The organism is Nonomuraea sp. NPDC049269 (assembly GCF_043197155.1).
In the GTDB taxonomy this organism is placed as follows: Bacteria; Actinomycetota; Actinomycetes; order Streptosporangiales; family Streptosporangiaceae; genus Nonomuraea.
Genome location: NZ_JBICSO010000002.1, coordinates 1,155,554 through 1,167,610, shown reverse-complemented (window position 1 = coordinate 1,167,610; position 12,057 = coordinate 1,155,554). Strand labels below are relative to the sequence as shown.

16 protein-coding genes are annotated in these 12,057 nt (G+C 69.5%); 9 read left to right on the top strand and 7 right to left on the bottom strand.

Annotated elements, in window-relative coordinates; translation table 11 throughout:
- The first annotated feature begins 1 nt into the window (after position 1).
- Together ACGFNP_RS15475 and ACGFNP_RS15470 are read left to right on the top strand one after the other, a co-directional pair.
- Positions 2 to 418, top strand: coding sequence for a hypothetical protein (locus tag ACGFNP_RS15475; protein WP_393318882.1), 417 nt, complete (start codon positions 2 to 4; stop codon positions 416 to 418).
- Positions 419 to 532: 114 nt separating this feature from the next.
- Complete coding sequence (locus ACGFNP_RS15470; RefSeq protein ID WP_358334707.1) at positions 533 to 901, top strand: DUF2516 family protein; 369 nt, start codon at positions 533 to 535, stop codon at positions 899 to 901.
- Here the strand turns inward: ACGFNP_RS15470 and ACGFNP_RS15465 are convergent.
- The gene (locus tag ACGFNP_RS15465) at positions 886 to 1,500 is read right to left on the bottom strand and encodes an SGNH/GDSL hydrolase family protein (protein ID WP_393318879.1); all 615 of its coding nucleotides are present in this window, start codon (positions 1,498 to 1,500) and stop codon (positions 886 to 888) included. The two genes, ACGFNP_RS15470 and ACGFNP_RS15465, sit on opposite strands and share 16 nt — an antisense overlap.
- Before the next feature lie 168 nt (positions 1,501 to 1,668).
- Between ACGFNP_RS15465 and ACGFNP_RS15460 the strand changes: the two genes are divergently transcribed.
- Positions 1,669 to 2,403: an alanyl-tRNA editing protein gene (locus ACGFNP_RS15460; protein ID WP_393318876.1), complete on the top strand. Its 735-nt coding sequence runs from the start codon at positions 1,669 to 1,671 to the stop codon at positions 2,401 to 2,403.
- Here ACGFNP_RS15460 and ACGFNP_RS15455 read toward each other — a convergent pair.
- The gene (locus ACGFNP_RS15455) at positions 2,400 to 3,485 is read right to left on the bottom strand and encodes a TetR/AcrR family transcriptional regulator C-terminal domain-containing protein (RefSeq protein ID WP_393318873.1); all 1,086 of its coding nucleotides are present in this window, start codon (positions 3,483 to 3,485) and stop codon (positions 2,400 to 2,402) included. The genes ACGFNP_RS15460 and ACGFNP_RS15455 overlap by 4 nt on opposite strands.
- Before the next feature lie 122 nt (positions 3,486 to 3,607).
- Between ACGFNP_RS15455 and ACGFNP_RS15450 the strand changes: the two genes are divergently transcribed.
- Together ACGFNP_RS15450 and ACGFNP_RS15445 are read left to right on the top strand one after the other, a co-directional pair.
- Entirely contained in the window at positions 3,608 to 4,702 is a 1,095-nt protein-coding gene (locus ACGFNP_RS15450) for an FAD-dependent monooxygenase (RefSeq protein ID WP_393318870.1), read from the top strand.
- A gap of 46 nt (positions 4,703 to 4,748) precedes the next feature.
- Positions 4,749 to 6,356 carry a DUF2207 domain-containing protein gene (locus tag ACGFNP_RS15445; RefSeq protein WP_393318867.1) on the top strand — a complete coding sequence of 536 codons (1,608 nt, stop codon included), beginning with the start codon at positions 4,749 to 4,751 and terminating at the stop codon, positions 6,354 to 6,356.
- Between the two features lie 6 nt (positions 6,357 to 6,362).
- Here ACGFNP_RS15445 and ACGFNP_RS15440 read toward each other — a convergent pair whose 3' ends face one another.
- Positions 6,363 to 7,271, bottom strand: coding sequence for an asparaginase (locus ACGFNP_RS15440; protein ID WP_358334690.1), 909 nt, complete (start codon positions 7,269 to 7,271; stop codon positions 6,363 to 6,365).
- 62 nt (positions 7,272 to 7,333) lie between these two features.
- Between ACGFNP_RS15440 and dtd the strand changes: the two genes are divergently transcribed.
- Genes dtd through ACGFNP_RS15425 form a run of 3 tightly spaced genes read left to right on the top strand, consistent with a single transcriptional unit; the run spans position 7,334 to position 9,111 of the window.
- Positions 7,334 to 7,759, top strand: a complete 426-nt coding sequence (gene dtd / locus ACGFNP_RS15435; RefSeq protein WP_393318864.1) for a D-aminoacyl-tRNA deacylase — start codon at positions 7,334 to 7,336, stop codon at positions 7,757 to 7,759.
- Between the two features lie 35 nt (positions 7,760 to 7,794).
- On the top strand, positions 7,795 to 8,226 hold the full coding sequence (locus ACGFNP_RS15430; RefSeq protein WP_358334684.1) for a MarR family transcriptional regulator: 432 nt from the start codon (positions 7,795 to 7,797) through the stop codon (positions 8,224 to 8,226).
- Between the two features lie 18 nt (positions 8,227 to 8,244).
- Complete coding sequence (locus ACGFNP_RS15425; RefSeq protein ID WP_393318861.1) at positions 8,245 to 9,111, top strand: DNA-3-methyladenine glycosylase family protein; 867 nt, start codon at positions 8,245 to 8,247, stop codon at positions 9,109 to 9,111.
- Positions 9,112 to 9,141: 30 nt separating this feature from the next.
- Here the strand turns inward: ACGFNP_RS15425 and ACGFNP_RS15420 are convergent, their stop codons facing one another.
- The 4 genes from ACGFNP_RS15420 to ACGFNP_RS15405 all read right to left on the bottom strand — a co-directional run bounded on the left by ACGFNP_RS15420 (position 9,142) and on the right by ACGFNP_RS15405 (position 11,596).
- Entirely contained in the window at positions 9,142 to 10,080 is a 939-nt protein-coding gene (locus ACGFNP_RS15420; protein ID WP_358334663.1) for a glycine cleavage T C-terminal barrel domain-containing protein, read from the bottom strand.
- 10 nt (positions 10,081 to 10,090) lie between these two features.
- Positions 10,091 to 10,504 (bottom strand): Fur family transcriptional regulator, encoded by a 414-nt coding sequence (locus tag ACGFNP_RS15415; RefSeq protein ID WP_393318858.1) that lies wholly within the window; start codon positions 10,502 to 10,504, stop codon positions 10,091 to 10,093.
- Positions 10,505 to 10,793: 289 nt separating this feature from the next.
- The gene (locus ACGFNP_RS15410; RefSeq protein WP_358334659.1) at positions 10,794 to 11,090 is read right to left on the bottom strand and encodes a DUF2470 domain-containing protein; all 297 of its coding nucleotides are present in this window, start codon (positions 11,088 to 11,090) and stop codon (positions 10,794 to 10,796) included.
- 5 nt (positions 11,091 to 11,095) lie between these two features.
- Entirely contained in the window at positions 11,096 to 11,596 is a 501-nt protein-coding gene (locus tag ACGFNP_RS15405; protein ID WP_358334658.1) for an FABP family protein, read from the bottom strand.
- Positions 11,597 to 11,663: 67 nt separating this feature from the next.
- Here ACGFNP_RS15405 and ACGFNP_RS15400 point away from each other — a divergent pair, with 67 nt between their 5' ends.
- Complete coding sequence (locus ACGFNP_RS15400) at positions 11,664 to 12,026, top strand: DsrE family protein (protein WP_358334655.1); 363 nt, start codon at positions 11,664 to 11,666, stop codon at positions 12,024 to 12,026.
- Positions 12,027 to 12,057 lie beyond the last annotated feature (31 nt).

Sequence of the window (12,057 nt, the reverse complement as noted above, 5' to 3'; positions counted from 1 at the left end):
CATGACGCTGGCCACCGAGGTCAAGAAGCTCACCGACTCCAAGCCTTTCTACGCCGTGGCGGGCGTGGGCGACTACGCCGTGGAGAAGCTGCGCGAGCTGCCCGAGCAGCTGCTGAAGCTGCAGTCCCGCCGCGCCGAGATCGCCAAGGACCTGCCGGAGAAGGCCCGCACCTACGCCGACAAGGCCGAGGGCTTCGCCAAGGAGTTCCCCGAGAAGGCGCGCACCTACGCCGACCAGCTGACCGTCCTCGCCACCGAGGCCTACGAGGACTTCGCCACCCGTGGGCGCAAGGTCGTCAGCAAGGCGAGCGGCGAGGCCGCGCTGGAGCTGGAGGAGGTGTCGGAGGCCGCCGAGCCGCCCGTCGCCACTCCCGTCAAGAAGCCCCGCACCACCAAGGCCACCACGCCCAAGGCCTGACCGTGAGCGAAGGCCCGCCTCCACGAGGCGGGCCTTTCCGCGTTGATGGTGCTCGTTTGTCAGGGGCGCCTACTAGGCTGGGGCCGTTTCATCGCGAGCGTTGGGCGGACTCACATGGAAATGATCAACGGCGGGCTGAATCTTCTCTTTCTGCTGCTCGCGGCCGGCATCCTCGGCATGTCGATCTATGCGCTGGTGCACGCGCTACGGGTGCCGACCAACGCGTTCGTGTCGGCCGGCAAGCTGCAGAAGAATCTCTGGCTGATCATCCTGGTCCTCGCCACGCTGTTCGCCGCCGCGGGCGCGTGGGACTACTACAACGCCTTCATGGCCGTGGGCGGCACGCAGTTCATCGGGATCGGGCTGGGGTTCTTCTCGATCATCGCCGTCATCGCGGCGACGGTCTACATCGTCGACGTCAAGCCCGCCGTCAAGGGCATGGGCGGACGCGGCGGCAACAACGGCCCTTACGGACCTTGGTGACCTTCCCCCTTCGGCAGCCGGCCGATGGCGTCCGTCAGCCATTTGGCCAGGTGGAAATGGCCTTCGGCGGTCGGATGGATCCCGTCGGGGAGCAACTGGCCTGGTGGGGTCCGGGGTTCGTCGAGCGGGTCCAGGAAGGGGATGGCTTCCTGCTGGGCCAGGCCCGACAGGGCGTCACGCACCCGATAGGCCTTGCGCGGGGTGCCGCGCAGCCAGATGGGGCCGATCATGACGATGCGGGTTCGCGGCCAGTGGGCCCTCGCCTCGGATATGAGGCCTTCCGCCGCTCGCCGCACGCTCTCCGCGGACCAGCGGCAGTCGTTGTGGCCGCCTGAGATGATCAGCAGGTCGGGGGCGGGGCGCCAGGCCAGCTCGGCCTCGAACGACTGCCGGAACGTACGGCCGACGCGGCCCTTGTTGAGATAGCCGGTGCCGCCCGCGCCCGCGATGACCGGCTGCCAGCCCAGCAGGCGAGCCGACTCGGCGGCGTAGGTCCGCCAGGTGGGGACCGGGCCGGAGCCGACCGTGAAGCTGTCGCCGACGAACATCACGACGGGCGCGGCCGATCCGCTCGCCGGCCCCGACGGCCAGCCGTGCATCGGCGCGGGCGTTTCGGAGCGGAACTGCGCGGGGCTTGGCCACGCTTCACCAGCTCCACCGCCGCATCCCGATATCGCGCAACAAATCCCCAATATCGCGACAGCCGGTGCGATCAGGGCTCGATCCAGCAGGCCGCGCATAACCACCTCGGGGCTTAAGCTGCCGACATGACTCATGACCTCCACGGGCGGACACAACGGCTCGAATTGTCGGATCAGAATCTGCGCGACTTCGAAGCCGTCGTCCTGGATTCCACACCCGACGGGATCGTCCTGAGCAAGTCGGCATTCTATCCGGGTGGAGGCGGCCAGCCGGCAGATCACGGAGTTCTGCTCTGGCAGGGGGTGGAAACCCGGATCGTCGGGGTGCGCAAAGCCGATGATCTGCACCTGATTCCGGCAGAGGGCGACCCGATACCGCCGGTCGGCACGGTCGTCCAGGGGGCGGTGGCCGACGAACGCCGCTCGGCCCTCATGCGTACCCACTCGGGGCTCCACGTCCTGTGCGGCGTCGTGTTCCGCGACCACGGGTCGCTGGTGACGGGCGGCAACATGGACGTGCTGAGCGCGCGGATGGACTTCAACCTGCCGGAGGTGCCGCCGGGCTTCAAGGAGGCGGTCGAGGACGCGTGCAACGCCGAGATCGTCGCGGACCGGCGCATCGACGTACGGGTTCTGCCGCGCCAGGAGGCCTTCGAGATCCCGGACATCATCCGGACGGCGACGAACCTGGTGCCGGAGCACGTGGCCGACGTCCGGATCATCGACATCGTCGGGCTGGACACCCAGGCCGACGGCGGCACGCACGTCGCCTCGACGAAGCAGATCGGGCACATCAGGGTGGCCAAGATCGAGAGCAAGGGGCGCGGCTTCCGCCGTCTCCGCATCGCGATCTCCGACTAGTCCCTCTCGATGATCCCGGCCAGTCCGTCGAGCAGCCGTCCCAGGCCGAACTCGAAGAGCCGGTCGAAATCGAGGTCGAAGTCGCCTCCCATCCGCGCGACGACGTCGACGAAGGTGGGATAGGGCCCCGAGGTGACGATGGCCGTCAGCTGCGCGTCCTGGGCCTTCATCCATTCGTCGTCGGTGAGGCCGGTCGCGGCCTGCGCCTGGCTCTCCAGCTCGAAGTTGGCCGCGATCCCCTCGACGTAGCTGTACATCAGGATGTGCACGTGCATCATGGTCTCCGGATCGAGACCGTGGCCGTCGATCGCCGCCAGCGCCCATTCGGTGTGCTTGAGCAGGCTGGGTGACGGCAGCGGCCGGGTCAGCGAGGTGACCCGGGCCATCCACGGGTGCCGCCGGTAGGCCGCCCACTGCAGCCGGGCCGCCACCTCCAGCCGGGTCCGCCAGCCGTGCGGGGGCTCGGCGGGGAGCGGGAACTCGCCGAGCACCTGGTCGATCATCAACTCGACCAGGTCGTCCTTGCTGCCCACGTGGCGGTAGAGCGACATGGTGGCCACGCCGAGCCGGCCGGCCACGCCGCGCATGGACAGCGCGGACAGCCCTTCCGCGTCGGCGATCTCGACGGCGGTCCGCACGACCCGATCCCGCGTCAGATCACGCGCCGCATCACGCCCAGACTCTCGCCCCCGGTCACGCGCGGGGTCACGCCCGGAGTCACGCGCGGGGTCACGCCCGGAGTCACGCGCGGGGTCACGCATGGGGTCACGCGCCGTATCACGCGCCGGGTCGTGCGCGGGGCCGTGGCTCGTGTCACGGCTTGGGTCGTCGGGGTCGCTGTGCGGGCGTCGTGGTGACCGGCCCGGCGGCCCGGCGACGACCGTGCCGACGCGTGGCTCGGCCACGACCACGCCCAGCTGCGCGAGCCGGGCCAGCGCCTTGGCGGCGGTGGCCAGCGCGACGTCCCAGTCCCTGGCCAGCTGCCGGGTGGAGGGCACCCGATCCCCGGCCCGCAACTCGCCGTCCGCTATGCGGCGCTTGATGTCATCGACGATCCGCACGTACGGCGGCGCTGCTTCCACGACTCCCGGCCTCCCCACCCCTGTACTAGTACAGAGATTAGCAGAATCCCTGTTGCAAACCCTGTCTGTACGCCGTACATTCACTTCGTACAGCGTCAACAGCAGACAAGGGAGACCCTGCCATGAACGTCCTCATCTCCGGCGCCAGCATCGGCGGCCCCGTCCTGGCCTACTGGCTGCGCGAGCACGGCTTCGACGTGACCGTCGTCGAACGCGCCCCCGAGCCCCGCCGGGGCGGCCAGGCGATCGACATCCGGGGAGCCGCGCTGGAGGTGGCCGCGCGCATGGGCATCCTGGAGCAGGCAAGAGCCAAAAAGACCGACATGCGCGGCATGTCGATGGTCGACGGCGACGGTAACGAGCTGATGCGCAGCACCGAGGAGACAATCAGCGGCGGCCGGTTGGACAGCCCCGACATCGAGATCATGCGTGACGACCTGACCGCGCTGGTCATCGCCGCCTCGGCCGAAGGCACCGAATATCTCTACGGCGACTCGATCGCGGCACTCGACCAGGACGACCAGGGAGTCCAGGTGACCTTCGAGAGCGGCCTGCGGCGACGTTTCGACTACGTGGTCGGCGCCGACGGGCTGCACTCGAACGTGCGCGGGCTGGTGTTCGGCGAGGAGTCGCGGTTCATCAACCACCTCGGCATGTACGTGGCCATCTACAGCGCCGCCAACTTCCTCGACCTGGACCGCTGGCAGGTGTGGCACCGGGAGGGCGAGGCCGGGTTCGGCCTCTACACCGTCCCGGGCAACGCCTCGATGCGGGTCAACATCGGCTTCGGCTCCGAGCCCGTCGCCTACGACTACCGCGACGTCGAGCAGCAGAAGCGGCTCATCGAGGAGCACTGCTCGGAGCTGCGCTGGGAGACGCCCCGGCTGCTGAAGGCGATGTGGGAAGCCGATGACTTCTACTTCGACGCCATGGCGCAGATCCGGATGGACCGCTGGTCCGAGGGCCGGGTCACGCTGGTCGGCGACGCGGGCTACTGCGCCTCGCCGCTGTCCGGTCAGGGCACCAGCCTGGCCATGGTCGGCGCGTACGTCCTGGCTCAGGAGCTGGCCAGGGACACCGGCCAGGCGTTCGACCGCTACGAGCAGCGGATGCGGCCGTTCGTCGAGCTCAACCAGGCGCTCGCCCTGGAGAACCCGGGCCAGGCCGCGGCTCCGGAGAGCGTCGAGCGGGCCGCCAACGGCATCACGCTGGATTGATCCCACCTGCCCGCACAAGGTGTACGAACCGCTACGATGTGCCGCCATGACGGGTATCAGGCGCACGCTGGCCATACTGGGGGCCGTCGCTCTATCGCTGACCGCCGTCCCCGCCACGGCGGCGGCCGGGATCACCGACGAGGTGACCATGAGCCTCGCCAAGAACGGCACGCTGCACGTGGTGGAGAAGATCAGCAACGGCTCGGGGGAGCTCAAGCGGACCTTCCTCACCAGGACACGCTTCGACGACGACAACGACCGGCTGTACCAGATCTCGAACGTCAAGGGCGGCACACTCGCCGGCGACGTGCTGACCATGAAGGCGCCCGGCACCGTCGAGTACGACGTCAAGGGGGCCGTGACTCCCGCGGGCGCGATCGAGGAACTGCGCTGGTTCGCGGTGAACGGCTGGAGCACGCCGGTCGCCAAGGCGACGGTCAAGGTGAGCGGTCCCGGTCAGGTGCAGAACCTGTCGTGCTTCGCCGGCGAGCTGACCTCGGCCATCGGCTGCACGTCCGCCTCCATGGACCACGGCGCCACCGAGGCCACCTTCGAGCAGCAGAACGTCGGCCCCGGCCAGGCGCTGACCGTGGTCGTCGGCTACACCAAGGGCTCCACCAGCGGCGCGCCGATCCTGGAACGGCGCTTCTCGCTGGCCGGCGCCTTCACGCTGAACGCCGTCACCGGCGGCGCGCTCGCCGCCCTGCTGGTGCTCCTGCTCGGCGGCGTCGGCCTGCTCTACTGGACGCGCGGACGCGACTCCCGGGCCGCCGGAAACGAGCGGAACACGGTCGCACCCGTTCAGAACGGGCACTTCTCCCCGCCCGACGGGGTACGGCCCGGCCAGATCGGCACGCTCGTGGACGAACAAGCCGACGTGGTCGACGTCACCGCGACGATCGTGGACCTCGCGGTCCGCGGCTACCTGCGGATCGACGAGCAGCCGCGGCAGGCCTACGACGCGCCCGACTGGACGCTGGTCAGGCTGCCGAACGCGCCGGTCAACACGTTGCTGCCGTATGAGCGGGCGCTCTACGACGCCATCTTCGACGGGCGCGACATGGTGCTGTTGTCCCAGTTGTCCGGCTCGTTCGCCAGCCATCTGGGCAAGGTCCGCGACGCCCTCTACACCGACGTGGTGACGCAGGGGTGGTTCGCCCGCCGTCCCGACACCGAGCGTACGCGCTGGACCGTCATCGGCGTGGCGCTCATCGGCCTGGGCCTGCTGGCCACGGTGGCGCTCGCCTGGTTCACCACCTACGGACTGCTGGGACTGGCGCTGGTCATCGCGGGCGGCGCGCTGGCGGTCGGCGGGCAGTACATGCCCGCCAAGACCGCCAAGGGCTCGGCCGCGCTGGCGCACACGCTGGGTTTCCGCGAGTACCTGTTCTCCGGTGATCTCGGGGAGGTGCCCGAGCAGCACCGGGTGGAGCTGTTCTCCCGGTATCTCCCGTACGCGGTGATCTTCGATGGGGTGGAGCACTGGTCCCGGGTCGTCGCCTCGGTCACCGGCAATGGCCACCAGTCCGACAATCTGTACTGGTATCACGGCCCGGCTGAGTGGGATCTGTCTAAGTTCGCCGGGTCGATGCGTACGTTCACCACCACGACCTCGGGCGCGATCTCGGCCAGCCGCCAGTTCCGCACCCTGTAGGGGCACTCAGCGCAGGCGTAGTTCGCCCACGGCGCGTCCGCCGCCCATCAGCGGCGGGCGGGCCATCGGGTCCAGCTCCGGGGCGTCCAGGCCGAGCGAGCGCAGTGCCGCCACCGTGGCGGGCATGCGGGCCCGCTGGGCGCCATCCTCGACCTTGACGGCGCCCACCCGCCCGTCCTCGAACACGAACGCGTCGAACCCCTCCGCGCCCACCTTGACCATCAGCCCCGGCAGGGCCCGCATCAGCTCGGCCTCCGCCCGGACGGTGCCGGACGTCCACTCCGGATGCGCGCGCATGACGTCGAAGATCCGCCGCTCGTACGAGCCCGCCTCCCCCAGAGGCAGCGCGCGGAAGGCCCGCGTCACGCCCACCATCGAGACGAAGAACAGCGGCGCGCCGCACCCGTCCACTCCCGAGGCCGCGACCCGCTCCCCCGTCAGCTCCTCCACCGTGCGGCGGATCGTCCGCTGCAGCGGATGCGCGGGCTCCAGGTATGTGGCGAGCGGCCAGTCGTTCAGCACGCAGGTGGCGAGCATGGCGGCGTGCTTGCCCGAGCAGTTCATGTAGACGCGGCCGTAGTCGGTCGCCGCCCGGTCGTCGGGGTAGTCCTCGGGGCAGAGCAGCGCCGACTCGGCCAGCCCGGCCCCCGCCAGGATCTTCCGTACGCCGTCCACGTGGTAGGGCTCCCCGGAATGGGACGCGCAGGCCAGCGCGAGGAGTTCGCCGTCGAGCGCGAGCCCGGCGCGGAGCATGCCGACGGCCTGGAGCGGCTTCATCGCCGATCGCGGCGAGGCCGGCACGTGCACCGCGCCGTGCGCCTCGACCGGTTCGCCTGAGGCGTCCATGGTGAGCATGCGCACCTGATGGGTCGACTCCACGAACCCGGACCGGACGACCTCCACAACCAGCGACATTCGCCACCCCCTTTTCGGCACGAAGTCTACGAAGCTTTTGACCTGGGCCAGAATGGGTTCCCATGCGAGCAGTCGTGCAGCGAGTGAGCACCGCGTCCGTGGTAGTCGGCGGGGAGACCGTCGGAGCGATCGACGAGCCGGGGCTGCTCGTGCTGGTCGGCGTCACGCACACCGACACGCGCGCCGAGGCGCGCAAGCTCGCCGCCAAGCTCTGGGGCCTGCGCGTCCTGGACGGGGAGAAGTCCTGCTCCGACGTGTCGGCGCCGCTCCTGGTGATCAGCCAGTTCACCCTGTACGGCGACGCCCGCAAGGGCCGGCGGCCCACCTGGCAGGCCGCCGCCCCTGGACCGGTCGCCGAGCCGCTGGTGGACGCCGTGGTGGAGGAGCTCAGGGCGCTCGGGGCACATGTGGAGACGGGCCGCTTCGGCGCGAACATGCAGGTGTCCCTGGTCAACGACGGACCGATCACGCTGGTGCTCGACATATAATCTGCGCGCAGACGATCTGTGTGTAGTCTATGGGCATGATGCCGATGCCCACCGCGGCTGACGACAGTCCGGGATTCCTGCTCTGGCGGGTCACGCTGCGCTGGCAGCGGGCCGTCACGGCAGCCCTGGCACCGCTCGACCTCACGCATGTCCAGTTCGTGCTGCTGGCCAGTACGTGGTGGCTGAACACGCAGGGCGAGCACCCCAACCAGCTCAGCATCGCCAGGCACGCGGACACCGACGTCAAGATGACCTCGCAGGTGCTGCGGAAGCTGGAGGAGAAGGGTCTCCTCGTACGCGAGGTGGACCCCGGCGACACCCGGGCCAGGCGCCTGCGCCTCACCCCGCAGGGCCAGGAGCTGGCTCAGCGCGCTGTCACCGAGGTGGAGCGGGCCGACGCAGAGTTCTTCCGGTCAGTCCCCGACAGCACCGGCCTCATAGCCATGCTCCGCCCTCTGGCGACCTAGTCCCACTCCGAGGATGTCATGACGACGATCACCCTTCCCGCGACGGCGCCGTTCGACTTCGCCGCCTCGCTGAGGTTCCTGCGGCGCTTCCCCGCGACGGCGGGCGAGCAACAGCTGGCCGAGCAGTCGCTGACGAAGGCGCTGCGCGCCGGCGGCCAGACCATGGTCGCCCGGCTCACCCCCGCCGATGAGGGCCTGCGCTGTGACCTGCACGCCGACCAGCCCTTGACCGAACAGGCAGTGTCGGCCGCCGCCGACCGCCTGTCCTTCTACCTCAGCCTCGCCGACGACCTCGCGCCCTTCTACGCGATCGGCAAGCAGGACCTGCCTTTCGCCCTGGTCATGGACCACCTGTACGGCTACCACCAGGTCAAGTTCCCCTCTCCGCTGGAGAACCTGGTCTGGGCCATCCTCTGCCAGCGGGTGCCGATGGCGGTCGCCACCAAGGCCAAGGACGCCCTCGTGTCACACGTGGGCAACCGGCTGACCTTCGACGGCGAGGAGTACGCCGCCTTCCCCGACCTGGACCAGTTGCTCGCCGTGCCCGCCGACCTGCTCACGGCCTTCGCCGGGAACTCCACCAAGGGCGACCGCCTGTACGCCTCCCTCAGGGCGTGGGCGGAAGTGGACGAGCACTTCCTCCGAACCGCCCCCTACGACGAGGTCAAGGACTTCCTGCGCGGCCTGCCCGGCATCGGGCCGTGGTCGGCGTCGTTCATCCTCATCAGGGGCCTGGGCAGGATGGACGAGGCCCCGATCGACCGGGAGCTGGTCCGCTCCGCCGCGCGGGTCTATGGCCGACAGCTGTCGGAGGACGAGCTCCGTGGCCTGGCCGGGCGGTATGGCTCCTGGCAGGGGTATTGGGCCCATTATCTGCGCGCGTAAAGACGGACTGGCCGCGCGGGACGGATCGATTTATCGGAGGCGGCGGCGCATAGCCGGGTCGATGGTGACGTTGCGGCCCGCGTCGGGCGGGACGATGACCTCCTGGGCGGCGGCGACGCCACCCGCGAGCAGGGGCGCGTCCACCGGCACCGTCCGCTTGACCATGGCCAGCGCGATCGGGCCCAGCTCGTGGTGGCGGGCGGCGGAGCCGACCACCCCCACCTCCTGACTCTCGAAGATCACCGGGGCGCCGTGCACCGGCAGCGTGTCAACGCTGCCGTCGAGGTGCAGGAACACCAGCCGCCGCGGCGGATGCCCCAGATTGTGGACCCGGGCGACCGTCTCCTGGCCCCGGTAGCAGCCCTTGCTGAGGTGAAGGGCAGAGCCGATCCAGCCCACTTCGTGCGGGATCGTCTTGTGGTCGGTGTCGAAGCCGAGCCGGGGCCGGTGCTGCTCGATGCGGAGCGCCTCGTACGCCCAGAGCCCGGCCAGCGGCTTGCCCAGGTGGTCGGGCAGCTCGGCGCGCGGCACCAGGAAGTCCTCGGTCGCGGAGGAGAGCACCGCCAGGTCGTCGGCGCGCGACACCTCGACGCGGAGCATGAACCGCATCCGGTCGAGGTAGGCCACCAGGCTGTCGGCGGTGCCGGGCTCGACGTGCGCCAGCACGGTCTCGCCGTCGTCGACCAGCGTCAGGTGGTGCAGGACCCGGCCCTGGAGGTCGAGGTCGAGCGTCTGCGTCCACTCGCCGGGAGCCAGCGTGTCGAGTTTCTGCGAGGTCAGGTCGTTGAGCCATTTCAGCCGATCCGCCCCGGAGATGCGGATCACCTCGCGGTTGCTGCGGTCGACCACCGCCTCGCCCTTGACCAGCGCCCGCTGCTCGGCGAACAGGTCACCGTAGTGGGCGGCTACATCGGAGTCGGGGCCGTCGGCGGCGACGGCACCCGGGAGGTCGAGCAGAGGGCTACGCATGCCTTCCAGGTTATCGGCAGTTGCGGCAGCGGCCGAAGACGGTCAGGTGGCGTACGTCGGCCACGAAGCCGAGCTCGTCGTCCAGGCCCTTGACCAGCCCGTCGGCGATCTCCGGGCGTATCTCGCTGACCGCGCCGCAACCCCGGCAGACCAGATGCAGGTGATCGGCGTCCGCCGCCAGGTGGTAGGTGGGGGCGCCGTGGCTGAGGTGGGTGTGAGTGACCATGCCGAGCTCTTCGAGCAGCTCCAGCGTGCGGTAGACGGTCGAGATGTTGACGCCGCGGGCCGTCTCGCGCACCTTGACGGAGATCTCTTCGGGCGTGGCGTGCTCGAGCGCCTTGACCGCTTCGAGCACGAGCTGCCGCTGCGGGGTCACCCGGTAGCCCTTGGCGCGGAGTTCTTCGTGCCACTGCGTCTCCGTCATGCCTCCGAGTCTACGGCTGAGTATTAATCGCTTGCCCCCTCCGCGGCCGAGCGCATAGCTTCTGGGGTACGCGGAAAGGAGGTGGTCCAAACAATGGTGATTCATAGTTGGACTAGCGAGGTGGTTGTCCGCTAACGACGCGGACTGATGTCTCGTCTGTTGGGCGAATTCGAGACAACCACCGGGGCCCCCGGCAGCCGGAGGGCGGGACCCAATCCCGTCCGTGGTCCATCCGGCCCGCTCAATCACGAGTGGAACGCCGCCTGGGGCCCTTCTTTTTTGCCCTCGGTCAGTGCGCGCCGCGGGCTGGGATGCCGAGCTTGTCGCAGGCTTCGCGGTAGAGGCGGACGACCGCCATACGCACCTGCGGGCGCTCGGTCAGCGTCTCCCCCCACGAAACCCTGACCCGCTCGCCGCCGTCGATCGTGAACTCGATCGCCTCGCCGTCGACCCCGCTGGTGACCGCGGTCGTCGCGTCGGGCCGCCCGCCCAGCCCCCGCACGATGATCAGCGAGTCGTCCGAGTGGTCGTCGTTCATGTGCCGCTTGATCGCCTCGACCGCCTCAGCGGTGAAAGGGGTGCTCATATGGATCAAGCTACCTTCTTGAGCTCCGCCGACATGTGCGACGTGAGCGGGTGCCCGACCGCGGCCATGTCGTAGGCCCACATGAGGTTGCCCTTGACCAGCCCGTACAGGCGGGTGGCCGCGGTGTATTCCTTGGCCGAGGCGGTGCGCGCCACCACGTCGGTGCGCAGCTCGATCTTGTGGAAGACGACCTCGCCGATGTAGATCTCCACGATGCCGGTCGGATGCGCCAGCAGCACCTCGATCTGCCGGTCGGGCTGCGGCCGCCAGTAGCCGGACTCGGTGGCGAGGGGTCTGACCCGGTTGCCGGCGTCGTCGAGCAGCCAGGTGCGGCTCACGTACGACAGGAACGGCTTGCCGTTGTGGCCGAACTCGATCTCCTGACCGAAGTTGAAGCTCTCGATCGTCGGATAACCCCCGACACCGGCGCCCTCCCAGCGGCCGATCAGGAACGCGATCGGCTCCAGATCGGGATGCACCGGCACCTGGACATCAGCATCTTCCATGGCATCAAACTCTACTGGCCCACCCGCTCTAAGACGTCCGGTGGGAAGGAGCGTTAGGGTGACGAGCATGGCACGATCACTGGTGATCAAGGTGACCGCCGGCGCCGACGCCCCTGAGCGCTGCAACCAGGCGTTCACGGTCGCGGCCGCCGCGCTCGCGAGCGGTGTTCCGGTCTCGCTCTGGCTGACCGGGGAGTCCTCATGGTTCGGGCTGCCGGGGAGGGCCAAGGAGTTCAACCTGGCCCACGCCGCTCCGCTCACGGACCTGCTGGACGCCGTTCTGGCGGGCGGCCGGGTGACGGTCTGCACCCAGTGTGCGGCCCGGCGCGAGATCACGGCCGACGACCTCATCCCCGGCATCCGCATCGCCGGCGCCTCCACCTTCGTCGAGGAGGCCGTGGCGAAGGACGCACAGGCTCTCGTGTACTAGCTGTCCGGAGCGGTCCGTTGGTTCCGACGTC